The organism is Ruicaihuangia caeni (assembly GCF_029952955.1).
In the GTDB taxonomy this organism is placed as follows: domain Bacteria; phylum Actinomycetota; class Actinomycetes; order Actinomycetales; family Microbacteriaceae; genus Ruicaihuangia; species Ruicaihuangia caeni.
The window spans coordinates 74,316-93,715 of record NZ_JASATX010000004.1 but is presented as its reverse complement, the minus strand read 5'-3'; the positions used below and the strand labels follow the sequence as shown (position 1 = coordinate 93,715).

At 68.4% G+C, this 19,400-nt stretch carries 18 protein-coding genes and 1 riboswitch; of the genes, 14 read left to right on the top strand and 4 right to left on the bottom strand.

Annotated features, from left to right (window positions below):
- Positions 1-105: 105 nt before the first annotated feature.
- Positions 106-1,212: a BMP family lipoprotein gene (locus QF206_RS10245; RefSeq protein WP_422785383.1), complete on the bottom strand. Its 1,107-nt coding sequence runs from the start codon at positions 1,210-1,212 to the stop codon at positions 106-108.
- Positions 1,213-1,464: 252 nt separating this feature from the next.
- A complete protein-coding gene (locus QF206_RS10240; protein ID WP_281489130.1) occupies positions 1,465-2,586 on the bottom strand; it encodes a mannose-1-phosphate guanylyltransferase in 1,122 nt (373 codons plus the stop codon).
- A 109-nt stretch (positions 2,587-2,695) separates the two neighbouring features.
- On the opposite strand from QF206_RS10240, the gene QF206_RS10235 reads away from it, so the two are divergent.
- The 6 genes from QF206_RS10235 to QF206_RS10210 all read left to right on the top strand — a co-directional run bounded on the left by QF206_RS10235 (position 2,696) and on the right by QF206_RS10210 (position 7,022).
- Complete coding sequence (locus QF206_RS10235; protein ID WP_281489129.1) at positions 2,696-3,226, top strand: glycosyltransferase; 531 nt, start codon at positions 2,696-2,698, stop codon at positions 3,224-3,226.
- A gap of 1 nt (position 3,227) precedes the next feature.
- A complete protein-coding gene (locus tag QF206_RS10230) occupies positions 3,228-3,404 on the top strand; it encodes a glycosyltransferase (protein ID WP_281489128.1) in 177 nt (58 codons plus the stop codon).
- A 194-nt stretch (positions 3,405-3,598) separates the two neighbouring features.
- Positions 3,599-4,018, top strand: a complete 420-nt coding sequence (sdhC, locus tag QF206_RS10225) for a succinate dehydrogenase, cytochrome b556 subunit (protein WP_422785389.1) — start codon at positions 3,599-3,601, stop codon at positions 4,016-4,018.
- 15 nt (positions 4,019-4,033) lie between these two features.
- A complete protein-coding gene (locus QF206_RS10220; RefSeq protein ID WP_281489127.1) occupies positions 4,034-4,477 on the top strand; it encodes a succinate dehydrogenase hydrophobic membrane anchor subunit in 444 nt (147 codons plus the stop codon).
- Positions 4,477-6,276, top strand: coding sequence for a succinate dehydrogenase flavoprotein subunit (gene sdhA, locus QF206_RS10215; RefSeq protein WP_281489126.1), 1,800 nt, complete (start codon positions 4,477-4,479; stop codon positions 6,274-6,276). The genes QF206_RS10220 and sdhA overlap by 1 nt, the downstream gene beginning before the upstream one ends.
- Positions 6,276-7,022: a succinate dehydrogenase iron-sulfur subunit gene (locus QF206_RS10210; RefSeq protein ID WP_281489125.1), complete on the top strand. Its 747-nt coding sequence runs from the start codon at positions 6,276-6,278 to the stop codon at positions 7,020-7,022. Before sdhA ends, QF206_RS10210 begins: the two co-directional genes overlap by 1 nt.
- Before the next feature lie 101 nt (positions 7,023-7,123).
- Here the strand turns inward: QF206_RS10210 and ptsP are convergent, their stop codons facing one another.
- Positions 7,124-8,773 (bottom strand): phosphoenolpyruvate--protein phosphotransferase, encoded by a 1,650-nt coding sequence (ptsP, locus tag QF206_RS10205; RefSeq protein WP_281489124.1) that lies wholly within the window; start codon positions 8,771-8,773, stop codon positions 7,124-7,126.
- A gap of 118 nt (positions 8,774-8,891) precedes the next feature.
- Between ptsP and QF206_RS10200 the strand changes: the two genes are divergently transcribed.
- Together QF206_RS10200 and QF206_RS10195 are read left to right on the top strand one after the other, a co-directional pair.
- Entirely contained in the window at positions 8,892-9,962 is a 1,071-nt protein-coding gene (locus tag QF206_RS10200; protein WP_281489123.1) for a YihY/virulence factor BrkB family protein, read from the top strand.
- Positions 9,963-9,972: 10 nt separating this feature from the next.
- Positions 9,973-10,932: an exodeoxyribonuclease III gene (locus tag QF206_RS10195; protein ID WP_281489122.1), complete on the top strand. Its 960-nt coding sequence runs from the start codon at positions 9,973-9,975 to the stop codon at positions 10,930-10,932.
- 36 nt (positions 10,933-10,968) lie between these two features.
- Here QF206_RS10195 and QF206_RS10190 read toward each other — a convergent pair whose 3' ends face one another.
- Positions 10,969-12,597 (bottom strand): RecQ family ATP-dependent DNA helicase, encoded by a 1,629-nt coding sequence (locus tag QF206_RS10190; RefSeq protein ID WP_281489121.1) that lies wholly within the window; start codon positions 12,595-12,597, stop codon positions 10,969-10,971.
- A gap of 261 nt (positions 12,598-12,858) precedes the next feature.
- Between QF206_RS10190 and trpS the strand changes: the two genes are divergently transcribed.
- The 6 genes from trpS to QF206_RS10160 all read left to right on the top strand — a co-directional run bounded on the left by trpS (position 12,859) and on the right by QF206_RS10160 (position 19,394).
- On the top strand, positions 12,859-13,869 hold the full coding sequence (trpS, locus tag QF206_RS10185; protein WP_281489120.1) for a tryptophan--tRNA ligase: 1,011 nt from the start codon (positions 12,859-12,861) through the stop codon (positions 13,867-13,869).
- A 201-nt stretch (positions 13,870-14,070) separates the two neighbouring features.
- A riboswitch (FMN riboswitch) is annotated at positions 14,071-14,186 on the top strand.
- Positions 14,187-14,250: 64 nt separating this feature from the next.
- Positions 14,251-15,330: a bifunctional diaminohydroxyphosphoribosylaminopyrimidine deaminase/5-amino-6-(5-phosphoribosylamino)uracil reductase RibD gene (ribD, locus tag QF206_RS10180; protein WP_281489119.1), complete on the top strand. Its 1,080-nt coding sequence runs from the start codon at positions 14,251-14,253 to the stop codon at positions 15,328-15,330.
- 4 nt (positions 15,331-15,334) lie between these two features.
- Complete coding sequence (locus QF206_RS10175; protein WP_281489118.1) at positions 15,335-15,973, top strand: riboflavin synthase; 639 nt, start codon at positions 15,335-15,337, stop codon at positions 15,971-15,973.
- Entirely contained in the window at positions 15,970-17,241 is a 1,272-nt protein-coding gene (ribA, locus tag QF206_RS10170; RefSeq protein WP_281489117.1) for a GTP cyclohydrolase II, read from the top strand. Before QF206_RS10175 ends, ribA begins: the two co-directional genes overlap by 4 nt.
- Before the next feature lie 88 nt (positions 17,242-17,329).
- Positions 17,330-17,806: a 6,7-dimethyl-8-ribityllumazine synthase gene (ribH, locus tag QF206_RS10165; protein WP_281489116.1), complete on the top strand. Its 477-nt coding sequence runs from the start codon at positions 17,330-17,332 to the stop codon at positions 17,804-17,806.
- A 199-nt stretch (positions 17,807-18,005) separates the two neighbouring features.
- A complete protein-coding gene (locus QF206_RS10160; protein ID WP_281489115.1) occupies positions 18,006-19,394 on the top strand; it encodes an MFS transporter in 1,389 nt (462 codons plus the stop codon).
- The last annotated feature ends 6 nt before the right edge of the window (positions 19,395-19,400 follow it).

The following is a 19,400-nucleotide window of genomic DNA, read 5'->3' as shown; positions in this document are numbered from 1 at the left end:
GTGGCGCCGCGTCGCGCCGGCCGGAACGCGTGCACGCGCACCGAGAATGAGGGAAGGGGGAGGCCATGCGGATGCCGGCCTCCCCCTCCCGCCCGAGGGCGGGTGCTACTGCTTCGGCGACGAGGGCGAAGTGACCTCGATCGAGCCGTCGATGATGCCCTTGCGCACCTGGTCGAGCTCATCGGCGAGCTTCGAGTCGACCTTGGACTCGAAGTCGTGGAACGGCGCGATGCCGACACCGTCGTTGTCGAGCGTGCCGACGAACGGCGTGCTGTCGAACTCGCCCTTCGAGGCCTGGATGACGACGTCGTGCACACCCACCTTCATGCCCTTGAGGATCGAGGTGAGGAACAGGTCCTTGCCCTCGGGGTAGGTCTCGTACAGGTCGGCGTCGACGCCGATCATCGCGATGTCCTTGCCCGAGTCGCGGATCGCCTCGACCGCGGAGGTGAAGATCGGCCCGCCGACCGGGAGGATCACGTCGGCGTTCTGGTCGATGAGGCTCTGTGCGAGCGACTTCGACTCGATGCCGGCTTCGAAGCCACCGGTGAACGAACCGTTCTGCGCCGCGACGTCCCAGCCGAGCGCGCGGACGGAGGTGCCCTTCTGGGCGTTGTAGTACTCGACGCCCTGCACGAAGCCGTCCATGAAGATGGTCACGGGCGGGATCGCGATTCCGCCGTAGGTGCCGACGACGCCCGTCTTCGAGTAGCTCGCGGCAGCGTAGCCGGCGAGGAAGGCCGCCTGGGCGGTGTCGAAGACGATGGGCTTGATGTTGTCGGAGTCGGGCTTGCCGTCGCCGTTCAGGTCAGCGAAGTCGTCGATGATGGTGAACTCGACGTCTGGGTTCGCCTCTGCGCCGGCCACCGTGGCCTCGGCGAGCAGGAAGCCGACCGTCACGATCAGGTTGCAGCCCTGGTCGACGAGGTTGCTGATGTTGGAGGCGTAGTCGGTCTCTGCGTTCGACTGCACGGTGTTCGGCGTCGCGCCGATCTCCTGTGCCGCCTCGGTCAGTCCCTCGTACCCGAGCTGGTTGAACGACTTGTCGTCGAACCCACCGGTGTCGGAGACCATGCAGGGGATGAAGTCAGGGTTCGAGGTCTCGCCGTTGCCGTTGCCGTTGCCGTCCGTCTCGGGGGGAGCTGCACAGCCGGTGAGCACGAGCACGCTCGTGCCGATGGCGGCCGCGCCTCCGATTGCGAAACGCCGCATTGAGTTTCTCAAGGTGTCCTCCTGGAAGGGATGCCCGGAACGGTCCGGAGCAGAATTAGGCCTACGTTACCGAATCCCCGGCAGACACTGAAGGAAATTCGCGGTCGTAGCCTAAGCGTTATTCGAGCGCGTTCCCGCGCAAGGAAACAGCGTCGAGCCGGGGATGAGGGCGAGTCGGTTGCGCGCCGCACCTCACGCGGCCCGACGAACGCGACTCGGCGGCCGACGACGCCTCTCCCGCGGAGCCCGATCTCACAGCACGTCGTTGCGACCCGAGAGCTTGAGCGCGTCGACGACCGCCTTCACGCGCTGGGCGTTCTCGCTCGTGGTGACGAGGAGCGCATCCGGGGTATCGACGACGACGATGTCGCTGACACCGATCAGCGAGATGAGACGACCCGTCTGACTCACGACGACCCCGCTTGAGGCGTCCGAGAGCACTCGCGCGTTCTCTCCGAGGATCGCCAGGTCGGAGGAGCGGCCACCGGAGTGCAGCTTCGCGAGGGAGGCGAAATCGCCGACGTCATCCCAGCCGAAGTGCGCGGGGATCACCGCGAGCTTGCCCTCAGCAGCGCTCGGCTCGGCGACGCTGTAGTCGATCGCGATCTTCTTGAGCCGCGGCCACACACGGTCGACGGTCGCTCCGCGGCGAGAGGTGTCCCACGCCGCCGCGAGCTCGAGCAGGTTGTCGAGCAACTCCGGCTCGGTCGCGCCGAGCCGTTCGAGCAGCAGGCTCGCGCGCGAAATGAACATGCCGGCGTTCCAGAAGTACCCGCCGTCGGCGAGGTAACCGCGAGCCGTCGCGATGTCGGGCTTCTCGACGAAGTGCTCCACCAGGCGCGCACTGGGCGCGCCGGGAAGGTCGAGCGGCGCGCCGCACCGGATGTATCCGAAGCCCACGGCCGGCTCGGTCGGCGCGATGCCGATCGTGGCGATGTACCCGGCATCCGCCGCAGCGACCGCTTCCACGACCGCCCGCTCGAACGCTCGGGTGTCGCGGATGACGTGGTCCGCCGCGAAGGAGCCCATGATGACGCCCGGTTCGCGTCGTTCGAGAATCGCGGCGGCGAGACCGATCGCCACGCTCGAGTCGCGCGGGTCGGCCTCGAGCACGACATTGTGATCGGCGAGCTCGGGGATGCGCTCCTCCACCGCCGCGCGGTGGGCCCGGCCGGTGACCACCATGATCCGCTGCTCGCCCGATATAGGAGCCAACCGATCCCAGGTGTCGCGCAGCAGGCTCTGTCCGGAGCCGGTGAGGTCGTGGAGGAACTTCGGTGCATCGGCACGGGAGAGCGGCCAGAGCCTCGAGCCGATCCCTCCGGCGGGGATGACGCTGTAGAAGCGGTCGATACCGGGCGCGCTCGATTGCATGGCCTCCACCCTATTCGCGTGCTTCTGACACCTCCCGTCTACCACGGCAGCCAACAACGGACGTCCGCCGGCCACGGCGGCGCAACCTCGCGCCCGTACCGTCGCGGTTGTGCGCGTAGCGGTGGTCACCGAGAGTTTCCTCCCGAGCCTGAACGGCGTCACGACGAGCGTGCGCCACGTGCTCGAGCAACTCGCCGCGCGAGGCCACGAGGCCATCGTCATCACACCGTCGGCCGAGAGCCCGCGCAGGTACGCCGGGTTCGCTGTGCATGAAGTACCGGCGATCGGCTATCGGAGCTTTCAGGTCGGGATGCCGGTTCCGCAGGTTCAGCAACTGCTCGCCCGCTTCGCGCCCGACGTCATCCACGCCGCCTCACCGTTCCTGCTCGGTACAGCGGCGCTGGCAGCGGGACGACGGCTCGGAATCGCGACGGTTGCGATCTACCAGACGGACGTGGCCCGCTATGCCCGCCGCAATCGACTGCGAGCCCTGGAGACGGCCGCGTGGAACGTCGTTCGCCGGGTGCACGAGGGGGCTGACCTCACCCTCGCTCCCTCGACGGCGGCGCTCGCCGACCTGCGGCGGCTCGGACTCACACGGTTGGCGCTCTGGGGAAGGGGCGTGGACGTGCACGGCTAGGATGCGCGAATACGTCCGCACCCTCGCAGCCGACCCCGCCTTGCGGGCGCGGATGGGCGAGGCGGGCAGACGGCGGGTGCTGTCGCGCACCTGGGAGTCGGTCTGCATCGACCTGTTCGCGCGCTACGAGGAGGTCATTGCGGCACGGCGCCAGGCAACCTCGCCCATGTCGGCATGAGACCGCATATCGGGCGAGACGACCTCGGCGGGGTTGCCGCCCAGCGGGTCACTTAGGCTGCCCTAACCAGCGCTGCTCCCATAGCGGAATAGACTGGAAATCGTTCGTGAATCGAACGGTCGCGGTCCCTTCGTGCGCGCGGCCAGCAGCTTCCTCAAGGAGGGTCCCTCGTGCCAGAGAAATCGGCCGAAGCCCTGGCAGACGAGTTCGCCAGGCGACGCACGCCCGACATCGACCCGCCTGGCAGGCCCGCCGGCACGCTGTACCGCGGTCATGAGGGCATGTGGTCGTGGGTGCTGCACCGCGTCACCGGCGTGGCCATCTTCTTCTTCCTGCTCGTGCACGTGCTCGACACCGCGCTCGTGCGCGTGAGCCCCGAGGCGTACAACGCCGTGATCGGCACGTACCAGACGCCGATCATGGGCCTCGGCGAGGTCGCACTCGTCGCAGCGATCGTGTTCCACGCCCTGAACGGTCTGCGCATCATCCTCGTCGACTTCTGGGCCGGCGGCACGCGCCACCACAAGCTCATGTTCTGGACCGTCATCGTGCTCTGGGCGCTGCTCATGCTGGGCTTCACCCCGCGCCACCTGATGAACGTCTTCAGCCACTAAGCGAGGGATTTCGGAATGTCTTCAACCATCGAATCGCCCCGCGCCGCTGCTCCGCGCCGGAAGGGCGCCAATTGGGAGAAGTGGGGCTGGATCTACATGCGCGTCAGCGGCGTGCTGCTGGTCGTGCTCATCTTCGGCCACCTGTTCACGAACCTGATGGTCGGCGATGGCATCAGCGCGATCGACTTCGGCTTCGTCGGCGGCAAGCTCTCGCAACCGTTCTGGCAGTGGTGGGACGTCGCGATGCTGTGGCTCGCGCTCATCCACGGCGCGAACGGCATGCGCACCCTCGTCAACGACTACGTGCGCAGCGAGACCGCGCGCAAGGTGCTCAACGGTGCACTGTTCGCCGTCGCCGCGGTGCTGATCATCCTCGGCACCCTCGTGGTCTTCACCTTCGACCCCTGCCCTGCCGGCGCGAGCGCCGACCTCTTGCCTAGCTTCTGTGGAGCCGCGTAATGCCTGAGTACCAAGACGGATCGATCGTCGACGGAGTGCACTACCACCAATTCGACGTCGTGATCGTGGGCGCGGGTGGCGCCGGGATGCGGGCGGCCATCGAGGCCGGGCCGAAGGCCAAGACCGCGGTCATCTCGAAGCTCTACCCGACTCGCTCGCACACGGGTGCAGCGCAGGGCGGCATGGCCGCGGCGCTCGCGAACGTCGAGGAGGACAGCTGGGAGTGGCACACCTTCGACACCGTCAAGGGCGGCGACTACCTCGTCGACCAGGATGCCGCTGAGATCCTGGCGAAAGAGGCCATCGACGCGGTGCTCGACCTGGAGAACATGGGCCTGCCGTTCAACCGCACGCCCGATGGCAAGATCGACCAGCGCCGGTTCGGCGGTCACACCGCCGAGCACGGCAAGAACCCCGTGCGTCGCGCGTGCTACGCGGCCGACCGCACCGGGCACATGATCCTTCAGACGCTCTACCAGAACTGCGTCAAGCACGGAATCAACTTCTTCAACGAGTTCTACGTGCTCGACCTCGTGATGAGCGAGATCGACGGCGCGAAGCGCGTCGCCGGCGTCGTGGCCTACGACCTCGCCACCGGCGAACTGCACGTGTTCCAGGCGAAGTCGGTCGTGTTCGCCACCGGCGGCTTCGGCAAGATCTTCAAGACCACGTCCAACGCGCACACCCTCACCGGTGACGGCGTCGGCATCGTGTGGCGCAAGGGCCTGCCGCTGGAAGACATGGAGTTCTTCCAGTTCCACCCGACCGGCCTCGCCGGCCTCGGCATCCTGCTCACCGAGGGTGCTCGCGGTGAGGGAGCGATCCTGCGTAATGCGAGCGGTGAGCGCTTCATGGAGCGCTACGCACCGACCATCAAGGACCTCGCACCGCGCGACATCGTCGCCCGCTGCATGGTGCAGGAAGTGGCCGAAGGCCGAGGCGCCGGCCCGAACAAGGACTACGTGTACCTCGACTGCACCCACCTGGGCGCAGAGGTGCTCGAGACGAAGCTCCCTGACATCACCGAGTTCGCGCGCACCTACCTGGGCGTCGACCCCGTGCACGAGCCGGTACCGGTGATGCCCACGGCGCACTACGCCATGGGAGGCATCCCGACCAACGTCGACGCCGAAGTGCTCGCCGACAACGAGACCGTCGTACCGGGCCTCTACGCGGCCGGCGAGTGCGCCTGCGTGTCGGTCCACGGCTCCAACCGCCTCGGCACCAACTCGCTGCTCGACATCAACGTGTTCGGCAAGCGCGCCGGCAACAACGCGGTGGAGTACGCGAAGAACGCCGACTGGGTGCCCCTTCCCGAGGACCCGGCGGCCGAGGTGCGCGAGACGCTCGAGTTCATGCGCAACTCCAACGGCACCGAGCGGGTGGCGACGATCCGCCGCGAGCTGCAGGAGACGATGGACCGGAACGCCCAGGTGTTCCGCACCGACGAGACGCTCGCCGAGGCGACCGAGGTCATTCACAACCTGCGCGAGCGCTACCGCAACGTGTCGGTGCAGGACAAGGGCAAGCGGTTCAACACCGACCTGCTCGAGGCCATCGAGCTCGGCTTCCTGCTCGACCTCGCCGAGGTCGTCGTCTACTCGGCGCGGAACCGCAAGGAGAGCCGCGGCGGACACATGCGCGACGACTACCCCGATCGCGACGACGAGAACTACATGAAGCACACCATGGCGTACCTCACGGGTGACCGGCACTCGTCCGACGCCAGCGATCACATTCGACTGGACTGGAAGCCCGTGGTGATCACGCGGTACCAGCCCATGGAGAGGAAGTACTAATGGCCGACCACGTGGCCGAGGCACCCGTGCCCACCATCGAGTCGTTCACCGTGACGCTGATCATCCGCCGCTTCGACCCCGAGGTCGACGAGGAGCCGCGCTGGGTGGACTACGACGTCGAGATGTACGCGACCGATCGCATTCTGGACGCGCTGCACAAGATCAAGTGGGAGGTCGACGGATCGCTCACGTTCCGCCGCAGCTGCGCGCACGGCATCTGCGGTTCGGACGCCATGCGCATCAACGGCCGCAACCGTCTGGCGTGCAAGACGCTGATCAAGGACCTCGACATCTCGCAGCCCATCTACGTCGAGGCGATCAAGGGCCTTCCGCTCGAGAAGGACCTCGTCGTCGACATGGAGCCCTTCTTCGAGTCGTACCGGCAGATCCAGCCCTTCCTGCAGGCGTCGTCGAAGCCCGAGAAGGAACGCATCCAGTCGGTCGCCGAGCGTGAGCGCTTCGACGACACCACGAAGTGCATCCTGTGCGCGGCGTGCACCTCGAGCTGCCCCGTGTTCTGGACCGACGGCCAGTACTTCGGCCCGGCGGCCATCGTGAACGCACACCGCTTCATCTTCGACTCGCGCGACGAAGCGGCCAATGTGCGCCTCGACATCCTGAACGACAAGGAGGGCGTCTGGCGCTGCCGCACGACCTTCAACTGCACCGAGGCCTGCCCCCGCGGCATCCAGGTGACCCAGGCGATCGCCGAGGTCAAGCAGGCGATGATCCGCGGCAAGGTCTAGCTCGCGACTCTGGCGCGAGTGCCCTCGCGTCGCACGAGAACCCCGCACGGTTTCGACCGGGCGGGGTTCTCTCGTTTGCGCGGGCTGACGGCTCTCGCGGTTCAGGCAGGAGCGGATGCCGCGGCCCGCGCGTCCGCGGCGCTGCGGGCACCCAGGGCGCGCTCGGCCCTGCCGCGGGCCTCGTCGAGCGTCACCGTGGCCAGCTCGGCGCGCACGTCGGCGAGCGCGGCGGGCGTCATCGACAGCGTCGTGACGCCGAGGCCCACGAGCACCACGGCCAGCCGCGGGTCGGCCGCGGCCTCGCCGCAGACGCCGACCGGTGTGCCGGCGGCGTTCCCGGCATCCCCCAGCAGCTTGATCATGCGAAGCACCGCGGGGTGCCACGGGTCTTGGAACGAGGCGACACTGCCCAGCAGCCTGTCTGCGGCGAGGGTGTACTGCGTGAGGTCGTTCGTGCCGATGCTCACGAAGTCGCAGGCGGCGACGACCTGCTCGGCGAGGACGGCGAGGCTCGGCACCTCGGCCATGACGCCCACAGTGCGCAGCCCGAGAGACTTGGCGAGTTCGACGAAGTACTCGGTCTCCTCGACGTCGGAGACCATCGGCGCCATCACCCAGAGTTCAGTACCCGGCGCCTGCTCAGCCGCCTGTTGCAGCGCGGTGAGCTGGTCGCGCAGCACCGTTTCGCGCTGGCGGAGCACGCGGATGCCTCGCAGTCCGAGCGCCGGATTCTCCTCGTGCGCATCGCTGAGGAAGGCGAGCGGCTTGTCAGCGCCTGCGTCGAGCACCCGCACGACAACCTTCTTGCCCTCGAACGCCTGCAGGAGCCGCGAGTACGCTTCACGCTGCCGTTCGACGGATGGAGCCTCCGCCTCACCCAGAAAGAGGAACTCGGTGCGGAAGAGCCCGACTCCCTCGGCACCCAGGTCGACGGCGTGCTTCGCCTCATCGGGGTTGCCGAGGTTGGCGAGCAAGGGCACCGAAGTGCCGTCGGCGAGTGCACCGGGAGTGAGCGGCGCCGCCGCCCGGGATGCCCGCTCGGCGATGGCGCGCTCGGCCTCGGCGCGCTGCTCGTCGCTCGGTGCCACGATCACCGTGCCGGCCGCGGCATCGACGAGCACCATGGTGCTGTCGACCAGTTCGGCCGCTCCTCCGACCCCCACGATGGCCGGAATGGACTTCGCCCGCGCGAGGATCGCCGTGTGGCTCGTCGGTCCACCCTCGCTCGTGACGAGCGCGAGCACCTTCTCGAGATCGAGCATTGCGGTATCAGCCGGCGCGAGGTCGGCGGCGACGAGCACGAACGGAGTATCGCTCTCGGGAACCCCCGGGGCCGGCACTCCGCGGAGCCGAGCTTGGGCGCGCTGGGAGACATCGCCGAGGTCGGCAGCGCGTTCAGCCATGTAGCCGCCCATGGCGGTCAGCGTCGCCCGGAACGTCGCGATGGCGTCGAACACCGCCCGCTCGCCGGTGCTGCCGGCATCGATGCGCGTGCGCACCTCGTCGAGCAGCATCGGATCCTCGGCCATGAGTGCTGTGGCCTCGAGCACCTCTTGTGCTTCCCCGCCTGCGGCTGCTGCCCGAGAGCGCAACTCCGCGGCCACCGCTGCCAGCGCCTCGGTGACCCGGCCGAGCTCCTCGGCGGCGTCGGCGGTGCGCTGGTCGTCGTCGGGATCGGGCAGCGGGTCCGGCATCCGCAGGACCGGCCCGATTGCCATTCCGAGACCGACGCCGACACCGCGAAGCTCCATGGCCGCACCTTCCGTTCCCGCGCACGTCGTTCCGTGCGCTGCAGGGTGCGCCACAGCCTACCCCCGGGCGGGGGTGCATTCGGGTGGCCGAGCGGAGCTCGCTCAGTAGCCTGAGAACATGGGGGACGAGCGGGGACTGCTGCAGAAGGCGAAGCAACGGCTCGAGCTCCTCATGCAGAAGCGGCCGGTGCGGGCCTGGCAGCGGTACTCGACTTCACGCGGACCGCTGCTCGCCGCAGGGCTCACCTTTCGCGGACTCTTCGCGGTGTTCGCCGCGGTGTGGGTGGCCTTCTCGATCATCGGCCTCGTGCTGGTCGGCAATGACGAATTGCTCGACGCGCTGATCGAATCGGTGAACGGCTTCATCCCCGGCCTCATCGACTCGGGCAGTGGAGGTGTGATCGATCCGAACACCCTGCAGGTGGGGGTCACCCTCAGCTGGACCGGAGCGATCGCGCTGGGCGGGCTCGTCTTCACCGCGGTCGGCTGGCTCGGCGCGGCCCGGGGAGCCGTGCGCATCATCTTCGACTACCCACCGGCAGAAGTGAACTTCGCGCTGCTCAAGCTGCGCGATCTGGGGTTCGGGATCGCGCTCGGCGCCCTCGTGCTCGTCTCGGCGGCGCTCTCTGTGGTGAGCACGCAGTTGTTCGGCGGCCTCGCGGAACTCGTGGGCCTCGACCGGGACTCGGCCGTCGTCACGCTCGTTCTGCGTGCGGCCGGTCTAGTGCTCATGGCGGCGATCGACGTGTTCGCCCTGTGCGTGCTCTTCCGCTTCGTCAGCGTGCTCCGGATTCCGTTCAAAGCCCTGATCGGCGGTGCCCTGATCGGCGCGATCGGCCTGGGTGCGCTCAAGCTCGCGGCAGGATTGCTGCTCGCGCGAACCGGGAACAATCCGCTCCTCGCCTCCTTCGCGGTGCTCCTCGGGCTGTTGCTGTGGATCAACCTCGCCTGCCAGGTGGTGCTCATCGCGGGAGCGTGGATCGCCGAGACGCTCGAGGATCGGGGCGTCATCGCCGACCCCGCGGTCGCCCAAGCAGAGCGAGAGCGCCAACGACGGGAGCGGGAGAAGATCGCCCGGCAGGCGCGCCGACTGGTGCCGCGCTGGCTGCGTTGGGCCGTGCGCGAGCCCAAGGCCGCACCGTCCCAGAGGCCGGGGCGGTCACCCTCGGATGTCGCGGGTGATCCCTAGACTCGAGCGCATGAGCGAGTCCCAGAGCGCCGCGGCCTCCAGCGGAGCAGTGTCCAGCGGAGCGGCGTCCAGCCGAGCAGAGTCGAGCACGGAAACGTCCGACGCACGGTCGTCCAAGGGCACGGCGGGCAAGCCTCTCCGGATCGCCACGGTCAACGTCAACGGCATCCGAGCCGCCTTCCGCAAGGGCATGGGCGAATGGCTGGAGGGCCGGGGCATCGACATCCTGGCGCTTCAGGAGGTGCGCGCCTCCACCGAAGACCTCGAGTCACTGCTCGGCTCCGAGTGGGACATCCTGCACGACCCGGCCACGGCCAAGGGCCGGGCGGGCGTGGCGCTCGCGAGCCGCGGCAAGGCGTCGATCCACCGTGTCGAACTCGGGGCGCCGGACTTCGACAGCGCGGGGCGCTGGCTCGAGGCCGACTACGAGGTCAACGACACGGTGATCACCGTGGTGAGCACGTACGTGCACTCAGGCGAAGACGGCACCCCGAAACAGGATGAGAAGTACAAGTTCCTCGACGCGATGACGGCCCGGATGCCGGAGCTCGAGCGTCACTCTCCGTTGTCTGTGGTGCTGGGCGACCTCAACGTCGGGCACACGAAGCTCGACATCAAGAACTGGCGCGGAAACGTGAAGCGCGCCGGCTTCCTGCCGAAGGAGCGCGCGTACTTCGACCGGTTCATGGGCGAGCGCGACGCCCAAGTCGAATGCGCCGACGGTTCGACCGGTACTGGCCTCGGCTGGGTGGATGTCGGCCGCCGCTGGGCTGGCGAGGTCGACGGTCCGTACACCTGGTGGAGCTGGCGCGGCAAGGCGTTCGACAACGACACGGGCTGGCGCATCGACTACCAATTGGCGACTCCGGCGCTCGCCGAGAGGGTCGTCGACTACGCGGTCGACCGCGCGGCCGCATACGACCAGCGGTGGTCCGACCACACCCCGGTCGTGGTCGACTACGCGGTGTAGCGATCTCCAGAAGCCCAGCGGCGTCAGGACCGACAGTCACTCGACCACGGTGAGCAGGTCGCCCTCCTCGATCGCTGCGAGCGAGAGCACTCTGTAGCCCTCGGTCTCGAAGAAGACGGTGATGCGGTCGTCCTCGACACTCATCACCGTTCCGCTCCCCCACTGGGTATGGCGCACGTTCGTCGCGGGTGAGAATCGCGCGGCTCGGTCGGCCTCACCGGACGCACGGTCGGCAGCATCCGCCGCGGCTTCCGCTGCGACTCCTGATTCGCAGTTGTCGCACTTGCCGCAGAGCTCCTGGCTCTCTTCACCGAAGTATGCGAGCAGCACGTGTCGTCGGCACGCCCGCGTCTCGGCGTAGCTCCGCATCATCGCGATGCGCGACTGCTCGATCCGTTCACCCGCCTCAGCGACCTCGACCGCGCGCTCGGCTGCGTCGTCACGGTCGACGCCTGCGCGAGCCCGGATCCCGGCTCTGCTCGATGTGACCACGCCCGCCTGATCGAGCAGGTTGACCAACCGCCCCACTGTGCGAGGCGAAGTGTCGGTCGAGGCCGCGATCTCCCGTATCCGCATCGGCTGCTGGGCGCGCTCGAGGGCCTCGAACACATCGCGGAGCGCCTCTGCAGCGGGGACGCCCGAAGCGAAGAACGTGCGCAGCCCGAGGTCTTCGCTCCGGTAGTGGAGCGTTATGGTGGCGGGCTCGCCGTCCCGGCCGGCTCGCCCGATCTCCTGGTAGTAGCTCTCGAGCGAATCGGGAACAGCGGCGTGCACGACGAAGCGAACATTGGGCTTGTCGATCCCCATGCCGAACGCGTTGGTCGCGACGACCACATCCAAGTCGTCCTCTTGAAAGGCGTGATGAACCTCCCTGCGACGGCCCGCGCTCAAGCCCGCGTGATACGCGGCGGCTCGAAGCCCGCCTTCTGCGAGCACCTCCGCGTACCGCTCGGTGTCCCTCCGCGTTGCCACGTACAGCAGCCCCGGCGTCGGCAGCTGAGCGACCTGCTCGGCGACCGCTGCCCGCTTCTCGGCATCTGTCTGGGCCCTCACCACGTCCAATCGAAGGTTCGGCCGATCGAACCCGTGGGTGAGGATGCGCGGATCCCGCATACGGAGGCGTTCGACGATCTCATCACGCACCGGTGGGGAGCCGGTGGCCGTCAGCGCGAGCAGCGTGGGGCGGCCGAGCGCGTTCGCGGCCTCGCCGATGCGCAGGTAGTCGGGTCTGAAATCGTGACCCCACGAGGAGATGCAATGCGCCTCGTCCACGACGAGCAGTCGCACCCCTGCCCGGGCAAGCGGTTGCACCATCGCTTCGTTGGCGAACTGCTCAGGAGCGACGAAGAGATACCGAGCCGCGCCTCGTTCCACGGCATCCAGCGCCTCCTCGTTCTGGTGCTCGCTCTGGTTGGAGTTGACCGCCACGGCCTGCGGGGCGCGAGGATGCGAAGCCAGAGCGTCGAGTTGGTCCTTCTGAAGGGCGATGAGCGGCGACACCACGACGGTCGGCCCCGGGATCAGCGCACCAGCGACATTGAACACCGCCGACTTGCCGTAGCCCGTTGGCATCACGAGGAGGGTGTCTCGGCCCTGCAGCACGCTCTCGATCGCCTTCGTCTGCCCAGGCCGCAAGGAGGACCAGCCGAAGACCTCGCGCGCCACCGATGCAGCATCAGGCGCCGCCGCGTCGCTGACCCCAGAGCCACTTCGCATCGCACTCCCTCTCGCCGGTCCTGCGACCAAGGGTGACCGGCCGGCGCGCCTGCTCCCAGTGATTGCCACCATCTCACCGTCTCCTCAGCGCTTTTCCTCAGCGCTTTTCCTCAGCGCTTTTCCTCAGCGCCCACGGCCGAGAGGCCGAGGCTCGGACGGCTCTCGAAGCGCGTGACCGGAGGCATCCGGAACTGCTGAGAGAATCGAGGGATGACGAAAGCGCGCCTCTTCTCGGGAATGCAGCCCTCCGCCGACAGCCTGCACGCAGGCAACTACATCGGTGCACTGCTGCAGTGGCGCGAGATGCAGCGCGACTACGACGCCGTGTTCTGCGTGGTCGACATGCACGCGATCACCGTGCCGCAGGACCCGGCCAGCCTCCGCGAGCAGACCCGACGGACGGCCGCCCAGTACATCGCGGCCGGTATCGACCCCGAGTCGTCGACGCTCTACGTGCAATCCCACGTGCCGGCGCATGCGCAACTCGCCTGGGTACTCAACACCATCACCGGCTTCGGCGAGGCCAGCCGGATGACGCAGTTCAAAGACAAGTCTCTTCGGTACGGCGCCGACGCGACGACCCTGGGCCTGTTCGCCTACCCGACGCTCATGGCGGCCGACATCCTGCTCTACAACGCCGATGCCGTGCCGGTCGGGGAAGACCAGAAGCAGCACGTCGAGCTCACGCGCGATCTCGCGAACCGCTTCAACACCCGGTTCGGTGAGACGTTCGTGGTTCCTGAGCCGGTGATTCTCTCTGACACCGCCCGCATCTACGACCTGCAGAACCCGACCTCGAAGATGTCGAAGTCGGCGGAGTCCGATAACGGTGTGCTCTGGTTGCTGGATGACCCGAAGCGCACTGCGAAGAAGATCAAGTCTGCTGCGACCGACTCGGAGCGCGAGATCCGCTTCGACCGCGGCGAGAAGCCGGGGGTGTCGAACCTGCTGACGATCCTCTCGGCGTTCACGGGTGAGGCCGTGACCGCCCTCGAGCAGCGGTTCGCGGGGCGTGGCTATGGCGACCTCAAGGGCGAAGTGGCGGATGCCGTCGTCGCCGAGTTCGCGCCCATCCGCGAGCGCGCGCTCGAACTGCTCGCCGACCCTGCAGAGCTCGATCGGCTGCTCGCAGGCAACGCCGAGCGCGCGACTGCCATGGCGGAGCGGACCCTCGCGGAGGTGTACGAGCGCGTCGGCTTCCTGCCTCGCGTGCGCGGCTGAGCTCCGCCCGGAATCGGTGCGCGGCGGGCGGCTCCCTGGTCGAGCGCGCCTGGACGCGAGTGGCCGCCGGTGGGCGCCGGCTGCCGCCCAGGTGCAGCGCTGCCCGGCCGGTGTTCGGCGCGAAACGGTCAACGCGAAACGTTCCAGCACGAAGCGGGAATATTCGGCGAAGAAGCGCGTTGGCTATGCTGAGCGAAGCAAATGTGCTCCGGGGTCGGTGAGAGTCCGAACCGGCGGTGATAGTCCGCGAGCCCTTCGGGGTTGATCTGGTGGAACTCCAGAACCGACGGTTAAAGTCCGGATGGGAGGAAGCACAGCGTGCCGCACTGCGCGCACGCCGCAACCACGCAGCAGACCCCGGATCGAGCGAAAGAGACCGGGATGATCAGCAGCAGGGCCCTCGATGAGGCCATGCGCCACGCACTGAGCCTTGCCGCGCACGGTCCGACGACCGGCGGCAATCCGCAGGTGGGCTGCGTGCTGCTCGATGAGAGCGGCGTCATGGTCGCGGAGGGCTGGCACCGCGGCGCTGGCACCCCGCATGCCGAGACGGATGCGCTCTCCCGTGTTGCCGATGCCGCGGGCCTCACCGCGGTCGTCACCCTCGAGCCCTGCAACCACACAGGACGCACCGGTCCATGCGCCCAAGCGCTCATCGACGCCGGAGTGCGCCGGGTCGTCTTCGCGCTCAGCGACCCCGGACAGGACTCCGCCGGCGGAGCCGACCGCCTGCGCGCGGCCGGCGTCGAGGTCATCGCCGGCGTGCTCGAGGCGGAAGCCTCCGAGTTCCTCACGCCGTGGCTCGTCGCCGCAGCCCGCCGCCGCCCCTGGGTGACCGCGAAGTGGGCGTCGACCCTCGATGGCCGCATCGCGGCCGCCGATGGCACCAGTCGCTGGATCACGGGCACCGCCGCCCGGCAGCACGTGCACGAGCAGCGCGCCGGCAACGACGCCATCATGGTCGGAACCGGCACGGTGCTCGCCGACGATCCCGCCCTGACGGCTCGCGGCGATGCCGGTGAGCTGCTCGAACGGCAGCCGCTGCCGGTGGTGCTCGGCGAGCGCGAGGTGCCAGCAGACGCACGACTCCGGCAGCATCCGCTCGGCTTCATCCAGTTCGCCACGCGCGATCTCGCTTCGGCGCTCGATGACCTGTGGCGGCGCGACGTCGGCCGGGTCTACGTCGAAGGGGGCCCGACGCTGATCAGCGCCGCGATCTCGGCCGGTCTCGTCGACGAGTACCACATCTACCTCTCGCCGATGCTGCTGGGCGGCCCTCGCCACGCGGTCGGCGATCTGGGCATCACCACCATGACCGACGCGCTGCGCCTGCACCTTCGCGACTTCAGGCGTCTCGGCGACGACATCGTGGTCATGGCGCGCACAGTCCCAGGCCCGACCCACCCCTCCCTCGACCGCGGCGACGACGTCGCCCACGGCATCGCACCCGAAAGGCACTGACCGAATGTTCACCGGCATCATCGAAGAGATCGGCCAGATCACCGAGTGGCGGCATGTCGCCGATGCGGCGCGCGTGACCGTGCGCGGGCCGATCGCCGTCAGCGATGCGAAGCACGGCGACTCGATCGCTGTCAGCGGCGTCTGCCTCACTGTGGTCGACCGCGGCGACGACTGGTTCACAGCCGACGTCATGGCGCAGACGCTCGCGATGAGCACCCTCGCGGATGCTGCCGCCGGGCGCCGCGTGAACCTCGAACGCGCCGCGCAGGTCGGCGACCGCCTCGGAGGGCACATCGTGCAGGGGCACATCGACGGCACGGCAGAGCTCATCGAAGTGCGACCTGGCGAGCAGTGGCGCGTGCTGCGCTTCAGCCTCTCCCCTGACACGGCGCCTCTCGTCACCGACAAGGGGTCGATCGCCGTGGACGGCGTCTCGCTCACGGTGAGCGCCGTCGGCCGCGACTGGTTCGAGGTGTCGCTGATCCCGGAGACGCTCAGCGCGACGACGCTCGGCGACCGTGTGGTGGGCGATCGCGTGAACATCGAGACCGACATCCTTGCCCGGCATGTGCGCCGATTGCAGGAGTTCGCCGCGCCGGCCGCTGAGACCGCGGCATCCGGCGCAGAAAGGAAGGCATCATGAGCCTCGCCGACATTCCCGAGGCGCTCGACGCCCTGCGGGCCGGCCGTCCGATCATCGTGGCCGATGACGAGAGCCGCGAGAACGAGGGCGATGTCATCATCGCGGCAGAGCTTGCCACCCAGGAATGGATGGCGTGGATGGTGCGACACACCTCCGGCTTCATCTGCGCGCCCATGACCAACTCGATCGCCGATCGGCTCGGGCTGCCGCCGATGGTGGCCGACAACACGGATCCGCGCGGCACCGCGTACACCGTCTCGGTCGACGCCGCCGATCGCATCTCGACCGGCATCAGCGCGGCCGACCGCGCCCACACGTTGCGAGTGCTCAGCGATCCCGACAGCGTTCCGGCAGACCTCACCCGGCCGGGGCACATCCTCCCCCTGCGTGCCGTCGAAGGCGGCGTGCGAGCCCGCGAGGGCCACACCGAAGCAACGGTCGACCTGCTGACGCTCGCCGGGATGACGCCGGTCGGCGCCATCGGCGAGATCGTGGCCGAAGACGGCGAGATGATGCGGCTGCCCGCCCTCATCGAGCTGGGCGAGCGCGAGAACGTTCCGGTCGTGACGATCTCGCAGTTGATCGACTACCTCGACGCCGGTTCGGAGCCCATCGTTGGCGCGCCCGAGAGCACGCCCGGTCCCGAGTCGCGACGCGTGCTCTTCGAGGTCGAGACCACCGTGCCGACCCTGCACGGCGACTTCCGGATGCGCGCCTACCGTGACCGCCGAACCGGTGCCGACCACGTCGCGCTCATCGCCGGCGAGCTCCGCGACGACGTGCTGGTGCGTGTGCACTCGGAGTGCCTGACCGGCGAGGCGTTCGGCTCGCTCAAGTGCGAGTGCGGGCCGCAGCTCGACGCCGCGATGGAGACGGTCAAGCGAGAAGGCGGCGTGGTGATCTACCTGCGCGGTCACGAGGGCCGTGGCATCGGCCTCATCAACAAGCTGCGCGCCTACCGTCTGCAGGAGGGCGGCCTCGACACGCTCGACGCGAACCTGGCTCTCGGGCTCCCGGCCGACGCCCGCGACTACGGCGCCGCGGCTGCGATCCTTCGCGACCTGGGCTTGCACTCTGTGCGGCTGATCACGAACAACCCGGAGAAGGTGCGCCAGCTCTCGGCTCGAGGCATCAACGTGAGTGAGCCGGTGCCGCTGGTGGTGGGCGTGGTCGACGCGAACCAGGGCTACCTCGCCACGAAGCGCGACCGCATGGGTCACACGCTCCCGGGCGACGCGCAGTTGAGCAGCCCCGTCTCGCCCATGTGACCGCAGCCCGCGACCGCGCGGGCGCGCAGGAGTACTGCAGTTCACTGCCGGCATCCGTACCGGCCGTTCGACCAGAAAGGAGCCGCTCATGAGCGGAGAAGGAGCCCCCACCATTGAGACGGATGCCGCGGGCCTGCGCGTCGTGATCGTGGCCGGACAGTGGCACACCCGCATCAGCGACGGTCTGCTCGAGGGAGCGCGCCGCACATTGCGTGCAGCTGGAGCCCAGTTCACTGAGGTGCGCGTGCCTGGCGCCTTCGAACTGCCCGTCGTCGCACGGGCAGCCCTCGAATCGGGCGCGGATGCGGTGGTCGCACTCGGTGTGATCATCCGCGGCGGCACCCCGCACTTCGAGTACGTGTCGTCGGCGGCGACCGATGGGCTCACTCGCGTCGCGCTCGACACCGGCAAACCGGTCGGATTCGGCGTGCTCACTCTCGATGATGAGCAGCAGGGGCTCGACCGGGCGGGATTGCCCGGTTCGAAGGAGGACAAGGGCGCCGAGGCGGCGAGCGCTGCCATCGCGACTGCGGCGACGTTGCGGGAGTTGCGCGCGAACCGCTGACGCCTTCGGCTCCACGACAAGGCTTGGGTCGGCGGCAGGGGTCCTATTCCCTTGCCGCCGACTCGAACGCTGGCCGGCAGCGCGGAGCCTGACACTCAAGCTCGCTGACGACGAACGTCGATGGCACGCGGCACGAGATGCGCGCAGCATTGGCAGTGACCGGCGGCCTGGAGCAGGCGCCGAATCGGAGGGCCAGACGATGTCGAATTCCGCTGCCAACCCGCTGAACCCGGCAGGGCCGCCCGAGCGCGCGCTCGCCGGGCCGGCGAACCCTGTGTCGCGGGTGGTGCTGGCAAGCCTGATCGGCACGACGATCGAGTTCTACGACTTCTACGTCTACGCGACCGCGGCCGTGCTGGTCTTCCCCTACTTGTTCTTTCCGACCGGCGATGCCACGACGGCGCTGCTGGCTTCCTTCGCGGTGTTCGGTGCCGCCATGATCGCAAGACCCCTCGGTGCTGTCTTCTTCGGGCACCTCGGCGACAAGCGCGGGCGCAAGACCACGCTCGTGGCCGCGTTGCTCACGATGGGCATCGCGACGTTCATCATCGGCCTGCTGCCGACGTACGCCCTCGTCGGGTGGTTCGCACCCCTGCTGCTGGTCGTCATGCGTCTCGCGCAGGGGTTCGCGATCGGCGGCGAGTGGAGCGGTGCCGCGCTGGTCGCCACTGAGAACGCACCGCCCGGGAAGCGAGCCTGGTACGGCACCTTCCCGCAACTGGGGGCACCGCTCGGGTTCATCATCGCCAACGGCATCTTCCTCATCATCGCGGCGCTACTGCCGTCGGATGACCCCTCCGTGCCGTCGGACGCCTTCCTCGCCTGGGGCTGGCGCATCCCCTTCCTGTTCTCGGTGGTCATGGTGGCCGTCGGCCTCTGGGTGCGGCTGCGACTCGTCGAGAGCAGTGCGTTCGAGCGCGCCGTCAAGACCGGTCGCGTCGAACGCCTGCCCCTGGCCGCGGTGTTCAGGAGCCACTGGCGCGAACTCATTCTCGGCACCTTCTACATGCTCGCCACGTACGTGCTCTTCTACCTGATGACCACGTTCTCACTGAGCTACGGTCGCGCACCGGTTTCGCCGACCGACCCAACTGTGCAGCCGGGGCTCGGCTACAGCTACAACACCTTCGTGCTCATGATGATCGTCGGCGTCGTGTTCTTCGCGATCTTCACGCTGATCTCCGGCCCCTTGGCCGACCGGCTCGGGCGGCGGCGCATGCTCATCTGGGTCACGCTCGCGATCATCGTGTTCGGCCTCGTGTGGGTGCCGCTGCTGAGCGCCGACGGTGTCGGCGTCATGGCGTGGCTCATCATCGGGTTCACCCTGATGGGGCTCACCTTCGGGCCTATGGGCGCACTACTGCCGGAGCTCTTCCCCACGAACGTGCGGTACACGGGCTCAGGCATCTCGTACAACGTGTCGTCGATCCTCGGTGCGGCGGTCGCGCCGTTCATCGCGGTGTGGTTGTGGGCGGTCGGCGACGGGAGTCCCTTCTGGGTCGGCATCTACCTCGTCGCGATGTCGGTGCTCACACTCGTCGCGCTGCTCATCGGCCGCGAGACGAAGGACGTCGACATCGAGCGCTGAGCGATC

What these genes read in the sequence shown, in the direction of transcription:
- QF206_RS10175 (WP_281489118.1), top strand. Translation starts at nt 15,335, where the DNA reads ATGTTCACCGGCATCATCGAAGAGATCGGCCAGATCACCGAGTGGCGG.
- QF206_RS10240 (WP_281489130.1), bottom strand. Translation starts at nt 2,586, where the DNA reads ATGCAATCGAGCGCGCCCGGTATCGACCGCTTCTACAGCGTCATCCCC.
- QF206_RS10220 (WP_281489127.1), top strand. Translation starts at nt 4,034, where the DNA reads ATGTCTTCAACCATCGAATCGCCCCGCGCCGCTGCTCCGCGCCGGAAG.
- ribA (WP_281489117.1), top strand. Translation starts at nt 15,970, where the DNA reads ATGAGCCTCGCCGACATTCCCGAGGCGCTCGACGCCCTGCGGGCCGGC.
- QF206_RS10210 (WP_281489125.1), top strand. Translation starts at nt 6,276, where the DNA reads ATGGCCGACCACGTGGCCGAGGCACCCGTGCCCACCATCGAGTCGTTC.
- ribH (WP_281489116.1), top strand. Translation starts at nt 17,330, where the DNA reads ATGAGCGGAGAAGGAGCCCCCACCATTGAGACGGATGCCGCGGGCCTG.
- QF206_RS10230 (WP_281489128.1), top strand. Translation starts at nt 3,228, where the DNA reads ATGCGCGAATACGTCCGCACCCTCGCAGCCGACCCCGCCTTGCGGGCG.
- ptsP (WP_281489124.1), bottom strand. Translation starts at nt 8,773, where the DNA reads ATGGAGCTTCGCGGTGTCGGCGTCGGTCTCGGAATGGCAATCGGGCCG.
- QF206_RS10200 (WP_281489123.1), top strand. Translation starts at nt 8,892, where the DNA reads ATGGGGGACGAGCGGGGACTGCTGCAGAAGGCGAAGCAACGGCTCGAG.
- ribD (WP_281489119.1), top strand. Translation starts at nt 14,251, where the DNA reads ATGATCAGCAGCAGGGCCCTCGATGAGGCCATGCGCCACGCACTGAGC.
- sdhA (WP_281489126.1), top strand. Translation starts at nt 4,477, where the DNA reads ATGCCTGAGTACCAAGACGGATCGATCGTCGACGGAGTGCACTACCAC.
- QF206_RS10160 (WP_281489115.1), top strand. Translation starts at nt 18,006, where the DNA reads ATGTCGAATTCCGCTGCCAACCCGCTGAACCCGGCAGGGCCGCCCGAG.
- QF206_RS10195 (WP_281489122.1), top strand. Translation starts at nt 9,973, where the DNA reads ATGAGCGAGTCCCAGAGCGCCGCGGCCTCCAGCGGAGCAGTGTCCAGC.
- QF206_RS10245 (WP_422785383.1), bottom strand. Translation starts at nt 1,212, where the DNA reads ATGCGGCGTTTCGCAATCGGAGGCGCGGCCGCCATCGGCACGAGCGTG.
- trpS (WP_281489120.1), top strand. Translation starts at nt 12,859, where the DNA reads ATGACGAAAGCGCGCCTCTTCTCGGGAATGCAGCCCTCCGCCGACAGC.